Consider the following 17,646-nt stretch of genomic DNA (forward strand, 5'->3'; position numbering starts at 1 on the left):
GCTCGCTACAGTACAGTTTGGCGTTTTAACGTCCGCCAAAGCCCAGACCAATCAATCGAAGCCGGCGCCCCTGCCCTCGACCAAGCCGGGTACCCATGCGGCCTTTGCATCGATCAAGCAGATCAACGCAGGGCTACTCAACGTCGGCTACGCGGAGGCTGGCCCTGCGAACGGGCCAGCCGTCGTTCTGCTACACGGCTGGCCCTATGACATCCACAGCTTCGTCGACGTCGCGCCTCTGCTCGCGTCGCGCGGATACCGCGTGATTGTTCCGTACCTGCGCGGCTATGGTTCGACGACCTTCCTGTCGAAGGAAACCATGCGCAACGGCCAGCCGGCGGCCGTTGCGCTCGATATCATCGCGCTGATGGATACGCTGGGCATGCAGAAAGCCGTCATCGCAGGGTTCGATTGGGGCGCGCGCACGGCATGCATCCTTGCTGCCCTCTGGCCAGAGCGCTGTAACGGGCTGGTATCCGTCAGTGGCTACCTGATTGGCAGTCAGGCGGCGGGCAAGATGCCGCTGCCGCCTGAGGCCGAGTTTCAGTGGTGGTACCAGTTCTACCTGGCCACGGACCGCGGACGCGATGGCTATCAGAAGTACACGCACGACTTCGCGAAACTGATCTGGCAGCAGGCCTCACCGAAGTGGAAGTTCGACGACGCCACCTTCGAACGCAGTGCCGCTGCCTTCAACAATCCCGATCACGTGGAGATTTCCGTACACAACTATCGCTGGCGGCAAGGTCTTGCCGCAGGCGAGCCGAGGTACGACGAGTTCGAGCAGCGGCTCGCGACGGCGCCCACCATAGGCGTGCGCACAATCACGATGGAAGGTGACGCCAACGGCGCCCCGCATCCGGCGCCCAGCACCTATGCCAGCAAGTTCGCCAGCAAATACGAGCACCGGGACCTCAAGGGAGGCATCGGCCACAACCTCCCGCAGGAAGCACCGCGGGAATTCGCGCAGGCGGTTATCGACGTCAACAGGTTTTAGTGCGGCAGACTAGCCCGGCCGGCATCGGGACTCAACGCCCGATGCGGGCGTCACGGAGCTGCGGAAAGATCTTCCAGACGTCCAATGAGCAAGCGCCCGCTCAGGGACCGGTCTGCTCGTATCGGTGCTCCTAGCATTTTCGCGTTCACATGCCGATCATCAGGTGCCCGGGCCCATCGCGGGAAAAGTGCCTGGCCTYGATGAAGGCATGCACGACTACCAGGGCGTCTCTAATGCCTACTCTTGCCATGGCAGGGGACGACTGAAGCAAACGTACCCAAGAACGCCCCAGCCAAAAAGTGTGTTTAGGCAAGATCCGCCCGACGGACAGATCTAAAAGGGACTTGACCTCTATTGATCGTTGCGTCGTGCGTTGTACAAGTCCGTCTGCAGGTCGCCTGTCAACTCTCACACCACAGTACTGTGACTCCGTGTGGCGCTCCGTAGCGTTCAACGCGGTGCCAAAGAGAGCGAATGCAAGATTTCTTGGCTGGCCGCGACAACTCGATTACTCTCGTCATAAGGTAGCCGTCGCGCACAGTCCCGTGCGCACCGGTAACTGCAAAGCGGAAGTATTCAGTAGCCGCTCCATTCTTTTTGACAGGGCGGAGCCTTTGGCTGCAGGTATCGGCAACAGTCGACCTAGCGGTGGCGGTGCCGATTTGCCACCAAGGAGAATCGGCGATGAGCAACGAGTCAAGGCTGGAAGGCGACAAGCTCGCGCATCAGGTGGCAGAGGATGCGAGCCATATCGACGACGGCGCGATCGTCGATGACCCGAGCGTGCGCGACCATCCGCGCTACCACCAGATGTTTCCGGTCCTGACGGAGGCTGAAGTCGACAAAGTGCGTCGCTTCGGCAGCCCGTGCCACTACGCTAAAGGCGAATTGCTCTATCGTGCAGGAAGTATCTGTCCGGGCATGTTCCTCCTGCTGTCGGGAAAAGTGCGCATAGTCATTCGTGATGGCCTGGGCCACCGGATTGTCCACACCTATACACAACGCGGCGAGTTCACCTCCGATATCACCCAGCTTTCGAGCAAGCCCGCAGTTGTAGATGCGCATGTCATCGAAGCTGTCGAAGCGGTGTTGCTGCGGCCCAACCAACTAAGCGCCATGGTGATCAGTGAAGCCGATCTTGGCGAAAAGATCATGCGCGCCTTGATTCTGAGGCGCGTCTTGGCGATTGAACGCGGACAGGGTGCCGTTCTGGTCGGCGCCCCCGGCAATGATCGACTCCTCGCATTGCAAGATTTTCTGCGCCGCAACGCTTTTCCAAATATGGCGCTTGATGCGGAGCAGGACGCCGACGCCATCGCGTTACTTGAACGCCTGACGCCACAGCCCGATGACTTCCCGCTCGTCGTTTGTCCGAACGGCACTGTGCTGCGAAACCCTGATGTGGGACAGCTCGCATCTTGTCTGGGACTGATTCCTGAGTTCGATCCGACGCACGTCTACGATGTGGCGATCATCGGCGCCGGCCCGGCAGGACTTGCGACGGCCGTCTACGCGGCATCCGAAGGGCTGTCGGTCGCGGTGTTCGACTGTCGTGCCCCCGGTGGCCAGGCGGGTACGAGTGCGCGCATCGAGAACTATCTGGGCTTTCCCACCGGCATCACGGGTCAAGCCCTGGCGGGCCGCGCGTTCGTTCAGGCGCAGAAGTTCGGTGCACATATCGGTATTCCGTGCGAAGTCAAGGCATTGTATTGCGACAAGCACCCGCTTGTCGTGGAGCTTGCCGATGCCCGGCGCATCCGCGCGCGCACCGTGGTCATCGCCAGCGGCGCAGAGTATCGGCGTCCCGTCGTCGAGGGACTTGCGCGCTTCGAGCGCTGCGGCGTCTATTACTGGGCTACGCCAATCGAGGCCAGGCTATGCCGCAAGGAGCCGGTGCTGCTGGTCGGCGGCGGCAACTCCGCGGGGCAGGCTGTGGTATTTCTGGCATCGCACGCCGAGCATGTGCACATGTTCATCCGCGGCGCGAGCCTTGAGCAAAGCATGTCGCACTACCTGATCGAACGTATCGGCTCGCTGCCGAATGTAACGCTTCATACGCGCATTGAACTGACTGCGCTCGAGGGGGATGGGCGTCTCGAACGCGTGCACTACCGCGGTGCCGGCGGCATTGAAGGAAGCATGACGGTACATCATCTATTCGTATTCATCGGCGCCGAACCGAATACGAGCTGGCTTAAGACATGCGGCGTGTCGCTCGACAGCAAAGGATTCGTATTGACCGGTACCGACGTTGCCGAAGCTCCCGTGCAAACGCTGCTTTTGCAGACGAGTGTGGAGGGTGTCTTCGCGATCGGCGACGTTCGTTCGGGATCCACCAAGCGTGTGGCGTCGGCGGTAGGCGAAGGCGCGGCCGTGGTGGCGCAGATTCATCGTTTCTCGGCCGGCGTCCGGTGAACGCACCTGTCGACCAGAACGGCCGCAGTTAGTGCGGTATGAGGAAGCGTTCGCATGAATCGGGGGCGGGAGCGCTGTCAGTCGCGCTCCCTGTCTGGTCGGCAAGGGGAGCGTCAGACGTAGGCGCCGTCAAGATAGGGATCAACACTGCGCGCCGGGTCCGCCGAGACGCCCGTACGGTCCATGCCGGCCAGGGTGCGGGCACCGTCGGTGAACGGATCAACGTTGCGCGCACCGTCGGTGTACGGATCGACAGCCCGCGCGCCATCGGTGTATGCGTCGCGCGACTCCTGCACCGAACGAGCACCCTCGGTATACGGGTCCCGGGCGCCTGCATGGGACAGACCGGCGGCATGCGCACCGGCAGCGGCGGCAACCAGGGCGATGGCGAACACAAAACGCTTGGCGATGTTGGTAGTCATGATCGGTTTCCTTGAAAGTCTGCATTGGATATGGCAGCCGCGGGATCGCATCGTTGCGGTTCGCCGGCGGGCTACGGAACGTATTTAAGGAGACCGATGTATCGTGCCAGTAGCGCGTAATGACCGTTTCTGTCAGTACGCGTATCGTTGCGGCGGTTTGATACAGTCGCGTACAAAAGTCTTGCGCGAACGGGCGGACCGCCATGGAGCCGGGGACTCTCATGGTGCACTTCCGTTCATTTGCCGAAGCGCGCCTGTGRCAGGGCCAGTCAGCCCAGCCTGACTTCCGCCGCCAGGCCTCCGCCCTCACGATTACGCAGCCTGAGGGTTCCGCCGATGGCCACCGCGAGTTGCTGGGCAATCGCCAGCCCGAGCCCGGTACCGCCAGTCTCCCGGCTGCGTGAATGCTCGAGCCGGACAAACGGCTGCAGCACCACCTCGAGCTTGTCTTCCGGGATGCCGGCGCCGCGATCGAGTACCTCTAGGACCACGGTGTCTCGCTCGCGGCGCACGTTCAGTTCCGCCGCCCCGCCGAACTTCAGGGCGTTATCGATCAGATTGGTCAGTATCCGGCGCAACGCGTTGGGGCGCGTGACGATGGCGCCCCCGATGTTCTGCAGGACCGTCACCGCCTTGCCGGTGTCCTGGTAGTCGTACGCCAAGCTCTCGACAAACGATCCGATGTCGATCCGCGACGGCTTCTCGCCATCCCCGTGCGTGGTGCGCGCATACGCCAGTCCTTCCTTCACCAGCATTTCGATCTCGGCCAGGTCGTGCACCATCTTGCGCTTTTCCTCGGAGTCTTCTGCCATCTCGGCGCGCAGCTTCATCCGCGTGATCGGCGTCTGCAGGTCGTGAGAGATTGCGGCCAGGATCTGTACGCGTTCCTCGACGAACCCGGCGATGCGCTCGCGCATGGCATTGAACGCGCGCGCCGCACGCACCAGTTCGGTGGGGCCCGTCTCGCCGAGCGGCGGCGTCTTCGCGTTCGGATTGAGCGCATCGGCGGCATCGGCCAGCGCCACCAGCGGGCGGATCGACAGCCGCACTGCGAACCAGCAGCACAGGACCAGCAGCAGCAACTGGATCACCAGGACATAGGGCAGCCACTGCGCGATCGGCGTCGGGCGCGGATGCACGTCAATGGTCAGGGGGCTGCCATCGCTCAGCGTCAAATGGGCCTGCATCCGCTTGCCGTCGCCGGGAATGGACTCCACCTTGACCGGAAAGCGGCCGCCGCTCGCCTCCGTAATCCGGTCGGCAATTTCCTTGCCCTGCGGGGTCATCTCGGGCGCGCCCGACAGACCCGGCCCCAATATGTATTGATAGGCGCCGCGATTCACGCGTGGCAGCCATTGCGGCCGCTCGTCCGCCGGCACGCGGTCCATGATGGCAATCGAAGTGGACACGTCGGTTTCCAGCGTGCCGAGCATCACTCGGCGCGCGGAAATATAACGTTCAGAGAACAGCACACCGAACGACAGGCCGTGGGCGACGATCAGACCCGCGAGCAGGATTAGGAAGAGGTGCGATCCCAGCGTACGAGGCCAGGGCCAGGTGCGGACATTCACTGGCGTGCCTCCTTGATCTCCACGGGCATCGAGAACACATAGCCCTCGCTGCGCACCGTCTTGATGTAGCGTGGCTCGCGTGCATCGTCATTGAGGTGCTGGCGCAGGCGGCTGACCAGCAAGTCGATCGACCGCTCGAAGATTTCCGCCTCGCGGCCCTGCGTGAGATTGAGCAGTTGGTCGCGATTGAGCACGCGCTGTGGATGGTCGACAAACACGCACAGCAACCGGTACTCGGCCCCGCTAAGCGTGACAATGATGCCATCGCGGTCCATCAGGTGCCGCGCGGTGGTATCCAGTCGCCAGTCACCGAACGCGAGAATCCGCCCGGCCTCGGTGATCTGCAGATTGGGCGGCAGCATCCGGGTGCGGCGCAGCACGGCCTTGATGCGGGCCAGCAGCTCGCGCGCCGCAAAAGGTTTCGCAAGGTAATCGTCAGCGCCCATTTCGAGACCGATGATACGGTCCGTCTCGTCGTCGCGTGCGGTCAGCATCAGCACCGGCGTGGCCTTGTGCTTGCCGGCGCGCAGTTCCCGGCACAGCACCAGGCCATCATCGCCCGGCATCATCACGTCGAGCACGATCAGGTCGACAGCATTGGTCTCCAGAAACGACCGCATGTGCCGGCCATCAGGCGCCACGGTCACACGCAGGCCGTTCTTGGTGAGATAGGTCGAGACCAGTTCCCGGATTTCCCGGTCGTCATCGACGATCAGGATATGGTCGACATGGGTGTCCATCGGTGTCCCCTCTGTCATAAAAAAGAACGACCAGTCTGTTTCGCCTGCAATCTATGGGGCGCGATTTTTCGTGTACCGCAATGTATCCGGCGGCAGCACCTCGACAATCCTACACATATTCCCCCGAAGGCGACACATACCAGCGATGCTGGCGGTGTCTGATGGACGGCAAGCCAAACCTTTGCGAAAGGACACCGATCATGGCCCTGCTGATACTTGCCTACCTGGGGGGGGTACTGACTATCCTGAGCCCGTGCATCCTGCCCGTCCTGCCTTTTGTCCTCAGCCGCACCGGCCAGCCGTTCCTGCGCGGCAAGCTGCCGATGCTAGCCGGCATGGCACTGACCTTTGCCGCAGTTGCCACGCTGGCGTCGGCTGGTGGCGCTTGGGCAGTGCGCGCCAACGAATACGGGCGCCTCGCCGCCCTGATGCTGTTGGCGCTCTTCGGGCTGTCCTTGCTTTTACCGAAACTGGCGATCACCCTCGCTCGGCCTGTGGTGGCACTCGGCAACCGTCTGGTCACCACCAGTAGTTCGTCCACATCTGCTTCGTCCGCGTCGGCTTCGCCATGGGGTTCGCTGCTGCTTGGCGTCGCCACCGGCATGCTATGGGCCCCGTGCGCCGGCCCTATCCTCGGGCTTGTCCTGACGGGTACGGCCCTTGACGGTGCAAACCTGTCGACGTCGGTATCGCTGGCTGCCTATGCAGCCGGGGCGGCCACCTCGCTGGCCGCCGCGCTTGGCCTCGGCGGCCGCGTCTTCACGGCGATGAAGCGGTCAATGGGCGCTGGCGAATGGCTGCGTCGCGGCCTGGGGGCAGGTGTACTGGGCGCGGTGCTCGCCATCGGCATCGGAGCCGATACCAGCCTGCTGGCGCACTTTCCCGTAAGCGGGCCGGCGCGCATCGAGCAGGCGCTGATCAATGGGCTGCGCAGAGAACAACTCGCGCCACAAGTCATGAACGACGCCAACTACGACCGCGGCATGCTGCTGGCTGCCAATGACACATCCGTGGGCTTCCCGAGCCGCTTGCCCGTAGAGGGCCGCCTGCCTCCGCTAGATGGTGCAGTGCAATGGGTCAACTCTCCGCCACTGTCGAGAGACCAGTTGCAGGGCAAGGTCACACTGGTCTACTTCTGGACCTACTCTTGCATCAACTGCATCCGTACCCTCCCCTACCTTCGCGCCTGGGCGGAGAAGTACAAGGATCAGGGCCTGACGGTGGTTGGCGTGCATACGCCCGAGTTCGCCTTCGAGAAGACACCGGAAAACGTGCGCCGCGCAATTTCCGATTTCCGCATCGGCTTCCCCGTGGCGGTCGATAGCGATTACCGCATCTGGCGTGCATTCCAAAACAGCTACTGGCCGGCCACATACCTTGTCGACGCCCGCGGCAACATCCGCCATCACCAGTTCGGTGAGGGCGACTATGCCAAGTCCGAGCGCGTCATCCAGTCGCTGCTGGCGGAAGCGGGCAATCCGCCGGTGGCGCGCGACGTGGTCACCCCCGACGCGGGTGGCGCGCAGGCGGCGCCGGACCTGTACAACATTCGCTCAACCGAGACCTACATCGGCTACATGCAGGCGTCCAACTTCGCCTCACCGGGCGACATACGGCAGGACGCACCGCGCGAGTACACCGTTGCCAACCTTCGCCTCAACAAGTGGGGCCTGTCAGGCCAATGGACCGTCGGCGCCGAGCAGGCAACGCTCAATCGCGCCGATGGCCGCATCGCCTACCGCTTTCATGCGCGCGACCTGCACCTTGTACTGGGACCGGCGGCCGATGGCCGGGCGGCTCGCTTCGTGGTAACCGTCGACGGCAAGCCCCCTGGCGCCAGCCACGGCGCGGACATCGATGCAGCCGGCAATGGCGCGGTCACGCAGACGCGGCTCTACCAGTTGGTACGCCAGGCTGGCGCGGTAGGCGAGCACACTTTCGAGATCCGCTTTCTGGATCCCGGCGCCCAAGCTTATGCCTTCACCTTCGGCTAGCAAAACATCCCGATTTCCCCTTTTACAAATGAAATCGCACTGGAGCTGGTTCGTCCACAACCGGTTGGCGGCAATACGCCGCCCGCGGCGAGCCAGCGCCTTCGCAAGCTCGCTTGATCGGCACGCGGTGCTCGTCTGACATGAAATGCACCGCCTGTCGTTTCGCTACCGACAAGTCCTTGTGCAGGTGATTCTTGAGGGTTGGCGGTTCCCGGACAGACACAGCTTTGCAATCTCGAACCTGAAATATTCGCTGTACTCGGCTTGGGGTTTCATAGATCGCACGGAACATCATGAACAGACCATCCAGGCCAGCGGTAGGACCGCGCAGGCCAACCGGATCAGCAAGCCAGTGCCCAATCCCTTCCGGTAGTCGGGTAGCTGACTCCTCGGGATCCACACCACACTGTGATCCGGCCATGTCACCGGCACTAATTCGGTGTCGGCCTCCGCCCTTCATTGGTGAATCTCATGACAATACGCTTTGCTGCTGAAGCAGCGTCATCGCGGCAGCGATGCGTGCGTTGCGTTGGCGTACCGCCGGACAGAAGGCGATTGCGCCGACAAGGGTCAAGGGCACCATGGGCCGGTTGTCACCATCGCGCGAGCACTTGTGGTCCGCGGCGCCGTCGTCGCTCGCGACGAGCGCCCGGGGAAGTTGGTGTTGCATGGTTGTTTCCTGTTTTGTCCGTCTAGGCATTGGTATTGCGTGTGCCCCACCCTTCACCACTGCCGGGAACACAATACCTCGGCCGAAAGAGAAGGTCTCGTTCGAGACGGGAATAGTGGGCGATGAATACGTCGTTCAGGGTGACATCGGCGGCTTTGCCGAATTGCCGCGAGATTCCCACCATCAGCGGCTGCCTCTGGCGGGACGGATCATCTTCACCTTTCCTTCGCAGCGCGGACGCTCAATGGTGCGTGAGTGTACGATGGGGACGACGCGCTTTGACGACTTTCAGCACCGCTTGGGTATCGCGCGCAACGTGTTGACCGCGCGCTTGAACCGCCTGATCGATAACGGTGTGCTGGTGAAGGTATTGGCCGAAGGCAGCGAGCAGCGTACCGAATATCGGCTGACGAAAAGGGAGATCGCTCTACCCGGTGCTCGTCGCGCTGATGCAATGGGGCGACGAGTGGCGTGGACACGAAACGCCGATACGTATTGTCGAGGACAGCACCGGCCAGCCCCTCGAACGGGTAAGCCTGCGCGTGGGTCCGCGCACACTTGGCTTACGCGACGTGCGTTTCGAGCCCGCCGAGGGCGGCAACTGAGAATACGTCCGAGATCGTCAAGGCACGCAACCGGGCCATCCTCGGCAAGGGGTGAGTGATTGTTGCCACCGCGCGTTCTGCGCGGTGTTTTTCCAATAGCGATCTCATCGAGGCGCGCGCCGCCCCGGTCAGTTGATCGTGACAGGCGGCGCCACGGCGCCGGCTCAGCGCAACGACCGGAACGCGGAACGCAACTCGGAACTGAACAGCTCCGGTTCTTCCCAGGCCGCGAAGTGGCCACCCTTGTCCACGCGGTTGTAGTAGGTCAGGTTCCGATAGGCGCGTTCCACCCAATGCTTTGGCGGCCTGTACACCTCGCCAGGGAAGATGGTCACCGCCACCGGAATGGTGATGGGTCTTGTGCTGGCTTGGGCGGCCCCAGCTTCCCAGTAGATTCGCCCGCTTGAAGCCCCGGTATCGGTCAGCCAGTAGAGCGTGATGTTGTCCAAAATAGCGCCGCGGCTCAACGCTTTCTCAGGGTCACCACGGGTGAATACCCAGTCCGCCTGTTTGTCATAGATCCATGCTGCCAGCCCCACCGGCGAATCGGCCAGGCCATAGCCGATGGTCTGGGGTCGCGTTTGCATGATGCTGGCGTAGCCAAGCCCCTTGTTGAGGAACTCCCTGGTTTGCTCAAACACCTCCCTTTCTTCGGGCGTGAGGTTTGCCGGCGCGGGATCGCCGCTCCTCAGTGCCTTCGCAAGGTCCGGTGGCACGGTCGTGGCGCGCTCGATCCGGTTGACGTGGATGCCAAGCAGTCCCTCCGGCGCCTGGCGGCCGAGTGCGTCGGAAATGATGGCGCCCCAGTCGCCGCCCTGCGAGACGTAGCGCGTATAGCCGAGCCGCTTCATTAGAACGTCCCAGGCGCGCGCAACGCGATCTGGGTTCCAGCCTTTGTCCTTCGGCTTCTGTGAATACCCGAAGCCGGGTATCGACGGAATGACCAGATGGAAGGCATCGTCAGCGGTGCCGCCGTGCGCCGTTGGATTTGTCAGCGGGCCGATGACGTTCAGCAACTCGAAGACCGAACCTGGCCAGCCGTGCGTCATGATGAGCGGCAGCGCGTTCGGATGGGGGGAGCGCACGTGGACGAAATGAATGTCCAGACCGTCGATGTTCATCAGGAACTGCGGATAGGCATTGAGTTTCGCCTCGGCCTTTCGCCAGTCGTAGTCCGTCGCCCAATAGCGCACGAGCCGCTGAAGCGTCGCTAGCTGCACGCCCTGGGAGCGATCGCCAACCGTTTCCGCATCGGGCCAGCGCGTGGCGGCAAGGCGGCGGTGCAGGTCGGCAAGTGCGGCCTGGGGAGCATGGGCGCGGAACGGACGGATCGCGTCCGCCGCGGCGGGGTGCCCACCATCGGCCTGCGCGGCGGCAGACAGAACCGGGGGAAACATAGAGAGCGCTGCCGTCGCCATGCCGCCCAACAGCAAAGTTCGGCGCGTCGGGTCAGAAGCCTGATTCGATGCGTGTGAGTTCACGAGGATGCGTCCTTTTTTGATTGGGTCCTTATTTGGCCGGCACCACTAGCGGCGCCCCCTTCTTGACAATGTAGGTCGCCAGTTCCGATGCCTTGCCACTGCCGACATTCCTCGCCGAGTGTGCGGTGCCTGCCGGGATAAACAGCGAATCGCCCGTCTTGAGCGTGACAGGCGGGTTGTCACCGAGCTGGTACTCCAGCGTCCCCTGCAGGACATGCGCGATCTCTTCGCCCGGATGCAGATGCTTCGGCGCGAACGCACCCGGATCGAAGTCGACGCGTACCTGTACGCCCTCTCGATCCGGCACGCTAAGATCGTGCTGGACGAGATCGGTGCGATGTACCTCCGCCGTTTGCGCTTGAGCCGCGTGCAGCGGCAAACCGGTGGCGACGATGAGCATGGCCGCAGCCATGATTCGGGTCGATTTCATTTGGAATTCCCTTTCCTTGATGAACTGGAGAAGATCCAGTTGCCGGTCAAGGTCGTATTGATGAAGCAACGGTCGTGGCGCGCAATTGGTTTTGCCATGGTTTGATTCAGGCGCGACACACGCCCTATGCACGGGCATGGAATACCTGACACCAAATGCGGCCGCACCTCGAAAATCGTCGTTGCCTTGTCTTGCACGTGCGGATAATGACCAATATTTGGAAGGATCTGGAGATCCAGGTTTGCCCGACTGGCCAGCTCTCCTCCCATGTCCTTCTTGATATAGATACCCTGCTCCCGCCAGATTAAGGCGACGCAATGCTCGTGCAGCCAGCTTCCAGCGCGACAAGCAGTGGTGCTGCGGCACCCGCAGCACCAGAGAACCGAAACCACCGGTACGTCGTGGAATTAACATTCATGCTTCACTCCTTTACTTGACCATCCGCAACTGGAGATCCGATCCGACCTGGAGAGAATCCGTTGCATACGCAGCATTAAAGGATCGAAATGTATCTCTTCTGTGGCGAGCGACAAGCTCTGACGTACCGCTACGTATCCGCGACCGCGCTCAATACATTTCCATACAAAAAACTCGTTGGCGTGCTGCCTAAGTAACGCCGCTGCATATGCCAGCTTCGGCGTRCTCGGCGCAAGTTCCTTTGCGCTCGGTTCGACTTGATTTAACAACGCATCCGCCACTTCGATTTGCCGCCGTTGCCAGTCTTGTCTTGGCCATTGTTGATGGCTACCCGAGCTCGCCGCGTGCAGGCGTAGTCCAGCCGAACGAAAGCACCAGTAGTCAGCTTGCCGCCAACTTGCTCGACAACGCGCGCGAAGGTGACGGCATGCTGCACGGGTATCGCGTCTGAGCACTCATGACGCGCCCAATCTGTATGTACGCGCGGCCAGAGTTGGCTCGCACGTCAAGGAAACCGATCTTCGAAGAGGAAGAACCATGCCCCGCCTACTAGGAAGCGTTAGACAGCATGAGCCATGGGATCTACTTGACACCCGAGGTCGGCGAGGCGTTTGAGCAGGCGACGGATGGTTTTGTTGACGTCGTGACGGTCGAAGTAATCGGGGCCAAGGTCGGCGTACTCAGCGCCATCCCGGAGCACGTGGCAGGCGGCCGTGAGCATGGAAGCAGCCACCGCGAGGAAGGCCTTCTTGACGCCGCGGCGCGCCTTGAGGCGCAGGAACTGGGCATGCAGATAGCTGGTCTTGACCGGCACAGCCGCCCAGCCAGCCGTCACGAGGAAGGTCTTGAGCCAGGTGCCGCTCTTGCGCACTCGGGTGCTGCGCCGCTTGCCAGCACTCTCGTCATTGCGTGGGCATAGGCCTGCCCAGGACACCAGATGGCTGGCATCGGCAAAGCGCGTCATGTCGACGCCGATCTCCGCCAACAGGACCTGAGCGGTCAGGTCGCCAACCCCGGGATCGTGGTCAGCAGGCGGGCGCGCTGTTGGATCGGCGCCAGCGCTTTTCCCACGACGGCGTCGCGCTCGGCCAGCGTGTGCTCCAGTGCGCCAATGACATCCAGGTGCAGTTTCAGCATCGTGCGGTGGTGCTCGGTAATGCGTGCATTCAGCGCCTCGCGCAATTCGGCGTCCTTTTTTCGGGCGTTGCCTTGGGCGAGCGCGGCAAGCCGCTCGGGGTCGACCTCGCCATCGACGATGACTTTGATCATGGCACGGCCGCTGCGCCCGCGCACATCCAAAAGCACACTGCCGCGCTTGAGGTTGGCGTCTTCAAGGACTTTCTGGATGCGCAGACTGTGCTGGGCAATCTCGCGCACGAGTTGCTTGCGGGTGCGCGTGAGATTGCGCACCTCCTGGGTGGCGGCGGGTGGCACAAAGCCCGGGGGTTCCGGCTTCGTCACCGGCCTTGCATTACTGATTAACTGCGCCTTTGATAAGCCTGCCCTGGCGCGAAGCCGAAGCAACTCTTGAATTGCCTCCCAAAATGACTGTGATCGGCAAATCCGGCCTGTAGCGCCACGCGCCCAATTTTTCGCCCGAATGAAGCATGAGTTTGGCTTTTATCATTCGCATGACCAACTGATAGCGATGAGGCGGCAATCCGTATATTTGACTGAACCGGCGACAAAAATGTGCGGGGGACATCGCCGCCCGACGTGCGAGGTCGTCCAGCGAAACTGCCTTGTTCCAATGCGACTCCAGGTGTGGTGCTGGAATGCTATTGCCACCCGCCTGCGTTGCGTGGATTCAAAGTTGAGGCCGTCCAAGAGCGGCATTGCTTGCCGCATCCATTCAAACGCTTTCGCCATGGCCTCGGTGAGCACGTCCTTTGTCGCCATAGCGGGCTCCTGCTGGATTACAGGATGGCCAGTGTAATGCAGGACGGCGGCGGATAACGCCGGCGGGGCGCGATTGCGGCAGGGCTGGCGGTCAGCGATGGCGTGGTGCGCGGCGTGGCCGTCATGGCAACCGGCGCATGGTACACGCCCGACGCCGATGGCGTGGATCGCGCCGGGGCAGCCAATACCCTGACGCTCGATATCGGCACGTCGGATCTGACGCAAGGACGGAACGCGATGAGCTGCCTGGTCGAGGTGTCGCGTGAGCCGTAGCGGGCGGCTACTGGCCGCCCTGCGCAAACATCGGCATGTTCCGCAGGATATGTTCGAGCAGCTTGAGCGCCGCCGCCGGTAACGGCCGCCCGGCCTTGGCCAGCAAGCGCGCCTGGGTGCCCCTGAACAGCGGATGATCGATCGGCACCACCGTGAGCGTTCCGGCAGCGACTTCGCGATACGCGGCGAACTCGCCGCCGATCAGCGTCATGTAGTTTTCGTAGGCAACAAACTGCTTGAGCGCCGTCAGCGAATTGGTGACCAGCGTCGGCCGGATCCTAATGTTCTCCGCGAATTCGAGCATCTTGGCGGCGTGCCCGACGCCGAATGACGCCGGCATCATGGCCAGCGGCCAGGACAAGATGTCCTTGACGCTAGCCGCGCCGCCACGCAATGCCAAGGGATGGTCGGACCGCACCAGCAGGCCGACCGCCTGCGACGAGCTCGCCAGATACTCGATGCGCGGATGTGGCGGCGGATTGAAGGCAAGTCCGATGTGCGCGCGACTCTCGGCCACGGCGTCGAGCACCTGATCCACGCCGAGGATCTCCATGCCGATGTCGAGCAGCGGGTACTGCGCGCAGAACGGCGCCAGCACTTCATTGACCAGCGCATCCACGTACCCCTCGCTCAGGACCAGTTGGACCTGCCCCTGCTGCAGGCCCTTGAGGGCATGGAGCTGGTCCTCGAGCTTCTCCTGATGTGACCGGTAGCCGCGCCAGAACTCAAGCAGATGCGCGGCGGCCTCGGTCGGCCTGACGCCGCGCGCCTGCCGCTCGAACAGTGTCGTGCCAAGTTCATCCTCGAGCAGCCGGATCTGCCGGGTGATCACCGATGGCGATGTGTTGAGATTCTCCGCCGCGCCGCGAATGGTGCCTTGCTCGAGCACTTCGCGGAAGTAGCGCAGCCGCTGCTGATTGATTTCACGCATGTCGAACCATCCACTTGGCCGATGAAAGACTCACACCATAACCGATGCGTTGCCCGGAAGACAACGAAGTGTGGACATGGTTGCTGTTGGCGATTGCCTTTGTCGCTGCCACTATCTGATCCATCAACGCGGTACCCACATAAAAGACATTGGAGACTGGCATGCTGGTGATCCCGAGCGAAAGCGCAGTAGACGGCACCTCAACCCTCTACAACAAGATCAACTGGCGACTTCTGCCGCTCTTGCTGATCTGCTACCTGTTCGCCTACCTCGATCGCGTCAACATCGGCTTTGCAAAGCTTCAGATGCAAGGCGACCYCGGCTTCTCCGATGCCGCATATGGCGTGGGCGCGGGGATCTTCTTTATCGGCTACGTGCTGTTCGAGATACCGAGCAACCTAATGCTGCCGCGCATCGGCGCACGCAAGACCTTCAGCCGCATCCTCGTACTCTGGGGCATCACCTCGGCCTGCATGCTGTTCGTGCGCAACGTGCCGATGTTCTACGCCATGCGTTTCCTGCTCGGCATCTTCGAAGCAGGCTTTGCCCCGGGCATGATCTACTACCTCTCCTGCTGGTACGGCCCGCAGCGCATGGCGCGCGCCATTGCGATCGTGTTCCTTGCCGGCCCGCTCGGCGGCATTGTCGGCGGCCCGGTCTCGGCATGGCTGATCACTGCGCTGTCAGGCACCGGTGACCTGGCCGGCTGGCAATGGATGTTCCTGGTCGAAGGCCTGCCCTGCATCCTGCTCGGCGTGCTCGCCCTGTATTTCGTGCCGAACCGTCCCGCCGACGCCGCCTGGCTGACCGAGCAGGAAAAGCGCCTGCTCGCCAACGAAATCGGATCCAGCGCGGCGCACAATCATTCCTTCCTGGCCGTGGCTCGTGATGCCCGGGTCTACGTGCTGGCCCTGGCGTACTTCTGCATCATCGCCGCGATCTATGCGATCAGCTTCTGGCTGCCGACCTTCATCAAGGCCCAGGGTGTGAACGACACCGTGCAACTCGGCTGGTACTCGGCCCTGCCCTATGTCGCCGCGGCCTTCGGCATGTACTACATGGGCCGCCGCTCGGACCGGGTCGGCGAGCGCCGTTTCCACAGTGCCGTGCCCGCAACTGTCGGCGGATTGCTGCTCGCCGCGTCCATCCTCGTCGACGGCAATCTTGCGGCATCGCTGGTGTTGCTCACGCTCGGTACCTGCGCGCTGTGGATGACCTACACGGTGTTCTGGGCCATGCCTTCCGAATACATCAAGGGCCCGGCGGCAGCAGGCGGCATCGCACTGATCAACACGATCGGGCTATCGGGCGGCTTCTGGGGCCCGGCCATCATCGGATGGACCAAGACCGCCACCGGCAACCTTCACCTCGGTGTGCTGATCCTGGCCGCGCTGCCAATCATCGCCGCACTGATCATCCTCGCCAACAAGCTGCCCGCGAAGCAGTAACAAGGAGTCGTCATGCTTCTACATCTCTCCACCTGGTCCGAAATCGAGCAGTTCCTCAAGCGCAGCCGCACGATTGTCGTGCCGATCGGCTCCAACGAACAGCACGGTCCCACAGGGCTGCTGGGTACGGACTGGCTGTGTCCCGAAATCATTGCGCGTGAATCGGAAAAAACCGCCGATATCCTCGTGGCCCCCACGTTTAACATCGGCATGGCACAGCATCACCTCGGCTTTCCCGGCACCATCTCGCTGCGCCCGTCCACGTTCATCGCCGCGATCGGCGACTGGACCCGCTCGCTGGTGGTGCATGGTTTCGAAAAGATCCTGTTCCTGAACGGCCATGGCGGCAATGTCTCGTCGATCGATGCCGCGTTCTCCGAGCTGTACGCCGAAGCAAGCTTTGCGCGTCGTCGTGCCGGCTTCGCACTGAAGCTCTGCAACTGGTGGGATCTCGAAGGCGTGGGCGAACTGGCACGAGACCAGTTCCCGACCGGCCACGGCGCGCATGCCACGCCTTCGGAAATTGCGATCACGCAGTGGGCCTTCCCCGATTCGATCAAGGCGGCCGACTATGCGCCGCCCATTGCCCCGACCGGCCCGATCCGCGAAGCCCTCGACTTCCGTGCCCGCTTCCCGGACGGACGCATCGGTTCCGATCCAGGCCTGGCAACGCGCGAGAAAGGCCGCGCACTGGTCGAACTGGCCGCGCAGTCCCTCGCGCGCGAACTCGAAGCCTTCGGCCGCGAGCCGATGCCGGACTGAAACCGGTCCGCCGGCGCCACATGTCTCGCGATGACTCCCCGTGGCGCCAGCCATCTTGCCCTCCATCGATAAACATCATGCAATCACACGATATCCACCAAAGACTGAAAGCACTCGACATCGAGCTGTCCCCCGCAGGCGCGCCGGCTGCCGCGTACGTAATGAGCGCGCAGAGCGGCAACCTTGTCTACCTATCCGGCCACATTGCGAAGAAGAACGGCAACGTGTGGGTTGGCAAGCTCGGCGCCACGATGTCGACGGACGAGGGACGCGCCGCGGCCCGCGCGGTCGCGATCGATCTGCTGTCGACGCTACAGGCCCACACCGGCGATCTGAATCGCGTCAAACGCATCGTCAAGGTCATGAGCCTGGTCAATTCAACGCCCGACTTCACCGAGCAGCATCTGGTCACCAACGGCGCRTCGGAACTGTTCGTCGACGTGTTCGGCGATGCCGGCAAGCATGCGCGGTCGGCATTCGGTGTCGCACAGATTCCGCTGGGGGCCTGCGTGGAGATCGAAGTCTGCGTCGAACTGGACTGAGGCTTAAGATCGAACCAAACCGTGCGCACGGACGAACTCTCAAGGTCCG

18 protein-coding genes and 2 pseudogenes are annotated in these 17,646 nt (G+C 62.5%); 9 read left to right on the forward strand and 11 right to left on the reverse strand.

The window, feature by feature from the left end; all coding sequences use genetic code 11:
- Both AC1DKD_RS11970 and AC1DKD_RS11975 read left to right on the forward strand, forming a co-directional pair.
- The coding region (locus AC1DKD_RS11970; RefSeq protein WP_477143312.1) for an alpha/beta fold hydrolase at positions 1 to 997 on the forward strand (997 nt) is incomplete at its 5' end.
- Positions 998 to 1,681: 684 nt separating this feature from the next.
- On the forward strand, positions 1,682 to 3,412 hold the full coding sequence (locus AC1DKD_RS11975) for an FAD-dependent oxidoreductase (RefSeq protein ID WP_441627131.1): 1,731 nt from the start codon (positions 1,682 to 1,684) through the stop codon (positions 3,410 to 3,412).
- Positions 3,413 to 3,525: 113 nt separating this feature from the next.
- Here AC1DKD_RS11975 and AC1DKD_RS11980 read toward each other — a convergent pair whose 3' ends face one another.
- From AC1DKD_RS11980 to AC1DKD_RS11990, 3 genes are all read right to left on the reverse strand, one after another.
- The gene (locus AC1DKD_RS11980; protein ID WP_441627133.1) at positions 3,526 to 3,834 is read right to left on the reverse strand and encodes a hydroxyquinol 1,2-dioxygenase; all 309 of its coding nucleotides are present in this window, start codon (positions 3,832 to 3,834) and stop codon (positions 3,526 to 3,528) included.
- A 269-nt stretch (positions 3,835 to 4,103) separates the two neighbouring features.
- The gene (locus AC1DKD_RS11985) at positions 4,104 to 5,405 is read right to left on the reverse strand and encodes an ATP-binding protein (protein ID WP_441627135.1); all 1,302 of its coding nucleotides are present in this window, start codon (positions 5,403 to 5,405) and stop codon (positions 4,104 to 4,106) included.
- Positions 5,402 to 6,145: a response regulator gene (locus AC1DKD_RS11990; protein WP_441627137.1), complete on the reverse strand. Its 744-nt coding sequence runs from the start codon at positions 6,143 to 6,145 to the stop codon at positions 5,402 to 5,404. The genes AC1DKD_RS11985 and AC1DKD_RS11990 overlap by 4 nt, the downstream gene beginning before the upstream one ends.
- A 200-nt stretch (positions 6,146 to 6,345) precedes the next feature.
- Here AC1DKD_RS11990 and AC1DKD_RS11995 point away from each other — a divergent pair, with 200 nt between their 5' ends.
- Positions 6,346 to 8,139 carry a cytochrome c biogenesis protein DipZ gene (locus tag AC1DKD_RS11995; protein WP_441627139.1) on the forward strand — a complete coding sequence of 598 codons (1,794 nt, stop codon included), beginning with the start codon at positions 6,346 to 6,348 and terminating at the stop codon, positions 8,137 to 8,139.
- Positions 8,140 to 8,608: 469 nt separating this feature from the next.
- Here the strand turns inward: AC1DKD_RS11995 and AC1DKD_RS12000 are convergent, their stop codons facing one another.
- Positions 8,609 to 8,809, reverse strand: coding sequence for a hypothetical protein (locus AC1DKD_RS12000; protein ID WP_441627141.1), 201 nt, complete (start codon positions 8,807 to 8,809; stop codon positions 8,609 to 8,611).
- A gap of 262 nt (positions 8,810 to 9,071) precedes the next feature.
- Between AC1DKD_RS12000 and AC1DKD_RS12005 the strand changes: the two are divergent.
- Both AC1DKD_RS12005 and AC1DKD_RS12010 read left to right on the forward strand, forming a co-directional pair.
- A pseudogene (locus tag AC1DKD_RS12005) lies at positions 9,072 to 9,167 on the forward strand (winged helix-turn-helix transcriptional regulator); the annotation flags it as partial.
- A 76-nt stretch (positions 9,168 to 9,243) separates the two neighbouring features.
- Positions 9,244 to 9,414 carry a hypothetical protein gene (locus tag AC1DKD_RS12010; RefSeq protein WP_441627250.1) on the forward strand — a complete coding sequence of 57 codons (171 nt, stop codon included), beginning with the start codon at positions 9,244 to 9,246 and terminating at the stop codon, positions 9,412 to 9,414.
- A gap of 164 nt (positions 9,415 to 9,578) precedes the next feature.
- On the opposite strand, the gene AC1DKD_RS12015 is transcribed toward AC1DKD_RS12010, so the two are convergent.
- The 6 genes and pseudogenes from AC1DKD_RS12015 to AC1DKD_RS12040 form a co-directional block, all read right to left on the reverse strand.
- Positions 9,579 to 10,832 carry an epoxide hydrolase family protein gene (locus AC1DKD_RS12015; RefSeq protein ID WP_441627236.1) on the reverse strand — a complete coding sequence of 418 codons (1,254 nt, stop codon included), beginning with the start codon at positions 10,830 to 10,832 and terminating at the stop codon, positions 9,579 to 9,581.
- A 91-nt stretch (positions 10,833 to 10,923) separates the two neighbouring features.
- Positions 10,924 to 11,325, reverse strand: a complete 402-nt coding sequence (locus AC1DKD_RS12020; protein ID WP_441627143.1) for a cupin domain-containing protein — start codon at positions 11,323 to 11,325, stop codon at positions 10,924 to 10,926.
- The gene (locus AC1DKD_RS12025; RefSeq protein WP_441627145.1) at positions 11,322 to 11,717 is read right to left on the reverse strand and encodes a hypothetical protein; all 396 of its coding nucleotides are present in this window, start codon (positions 11,715 to 11,717) and stop codon (positions 11,322 to 11,324) included. The genes AC1DKD_RS12020 and AC1DKD_RS12025 overlap by 4 nt, the downstream gene beginning before the upstream one ends.
- Before the next feature lie 584 nt (positions 11,718 to 12,301).
- Positions 12,302 to 13,179: pseudogene (locus tag AC1DKD_RS12030) on the reverse strand (transposase); the annotation flags it as partial.
- A gap of 34 nt (positions 13,180 to 13,213) precedes the next feature.
- A complete protein-coding gene (locus tag AC1DKD_RS12035; protein WP_441627147.1) occupies positions 13,214 to 13,447 on the reverse strand; it encodes a helix-turn-helix transcriptional regulator in 234 nt (77 codons plus the stop codon).
- Positions 13,366 to 13,641: a hypothetical protein gene (locus AC1DKD_RS12040; protein ID WP_441627252.1), complete on the reverse strand. Its 276-nt coding sequence runs from the start codon at positions 13,639 to 13,641 to the stop codon at positions 13,366 to 13,368. The genes AC1DKD_RS12035 and AC1DKD_RS12040 overlap by 82 nt, the downstream gene beginning before the upstream one ends.
- 72 nt (positions 13,642 to 13,713) lie before the next feature.
- Between AC1DKD_RS12040 and AC1DKD_RS12045 the strand changes: the two genes are divergently transcribed.
- A complete protein-coding gene (locus tag AC1DKD_RS12045; protein WP_441627238.1) occupies positions 13,714 to 13,914 on the forward strand; it encodes a molybdopterin dinucleotide binding domain-containing protein in 201 nt (66 codons plus the stop codon).
- Between the two features lie 7 nt (positions 13,915 to 13,921).
- On the opposite strand, the gene AC1DKD_RS12050 is transcribed toward AC1DKD_RS12045, so the two are convergent.
- Positions 13,922 to 14,845: a LysR family transcriptional regulator gene (locus AC1DKD_RS12050; protein ID WP_441627149.1), complete on the reverse strand. Its 924-nt coding sequence runs from the start codon at positions 14,843 to 14,845 to the stop codon at positions 13,922 to 13,924.
- A 161-nt stretch (positions 14,846 to 15,006) separates the two neighbouring features.
- Here AC1DKD_RS12050 and AC1DKD_RS12055 point away from each other — a divergent pair, with 161 nt between their 5' ends.
- From AC1DKD_RS12055 to AC1DKD_RS12065, 3 genes are all read left to right on the forward strand, one after another.
- A complete protein-coding gene (locus AC1DKD_RS12055; RefSeq protein WP_477143313.1) occupies positions 15,007 to 16,293 on the forward strand; it encodes an MFS transporter in 1,287 nt (428 codons plus the stop codon).
- Between the two features lie 12 nt (positions 16,294 to 16,305).
- A complete protein-coding gene (locus AC1DKD_RS12060) occupies positions 16,306 to 17,055 on the forward strand; it encodes a creatininase family protein (protein ID WP_441627153.1) in 750 nt (249 codons plus the stop codon).
- A 77-nt stretch (positions 17,056 to 17,132) separates the two neighbouring features.
- Positions 17,133 to 17,597: a RidA family protein gene (locus AC1DKD_RS12065; RefSeq protein WP_441627155.1), complete on the forward strand. Its 465-nt coding sequence runs from the start codon at positions 17,133 to 17,135 to the stop codon at positions 17,595 to 17,597.
- Positions 17,598 to 17,646: the final 49 nt, after the last annotated feature.

The organism is Cupriavidus sp. 05T313 (assembly GCF_056396665.1).

Coding starts and splice junctions, on each gene's coding strand:
- AC1DKD_RS11975 (WP_441627131.1), top strand. CDS start 1,682: ATGAGCAACGAGTCAAGGCTGGAAGGCGACAAGCTCGCGCATCAGGTG.
- AC1DKD_RS11980 (WP_441627133.1), bottom strand. CDS start 3,834: ATGACTACCAACATCGCCAAGCGTTTTGTGTTCGCCATCGCCCTGGTT.
- AC1DKD_RS11990 (WP_441627137.1), bottom strand. CDS start 6,145: ATGGACACCCATGTCGACCATATCCTGATCGTCGATGACGACCGGGAA.
- AC1DKD_RS11995 (WP_441627139.1), top strand. CDS start 6,346: ATGGCCCTGCTGATACTTGCCTACCTGGGGGGGGTACTGACTATCCTG.
- AC1DKD_RS12000 (WP_441627141.1), bottom strand. CDS start 8,809: ATGCAACACCAACTTCCCCGGGCGCTCGTCGCGAGCGACGACGGCGCC.
- AC1DKD_RS12015 (WP_441627236.1), bottom strand. CDS start 10,832: ATGGCGACGGCAGCGCTCTCTATGTTTCCCCCGGTTCTGTCTGCCGCC.
- AC1DKD_RS12020 (WP_441627143.1), bottom strand. CDS start 11,325: ATGAAATCGACCCGAATCATGGCTGCGGCCATGCTCATCGTCGCCACC.
- AC1DKD_RS12035 (WP_441627147.1), bottom strand. CDS start 13,447: ATGTCCCCCGCACATTTTTGTCGCCGGTTCAGTCAAATATACGGATTG.
- AC1DKD_RS12040 (WP_441627252.1), bottom strand. CDS start 13,641: ATGGCGACAAAGGACGTGCTCACCGAGGCCATGGCGAAAGCGTTTGAA.
- AC1DKD_RS12050 (WP_441627149.1), bottom strand. CDS start 14,845: ATGCGTGAAATCAATCAGCAGCGGCTGCGCTACTTCCGCGAAGTGCTC.
- AC1DKD_RS12060 (WP_441627153.1), top strand. CDS start 16,306: ATGCTTCTACATCTCTCCACCTGGTCCGAAATCGAGCAGTTCCTCAAG.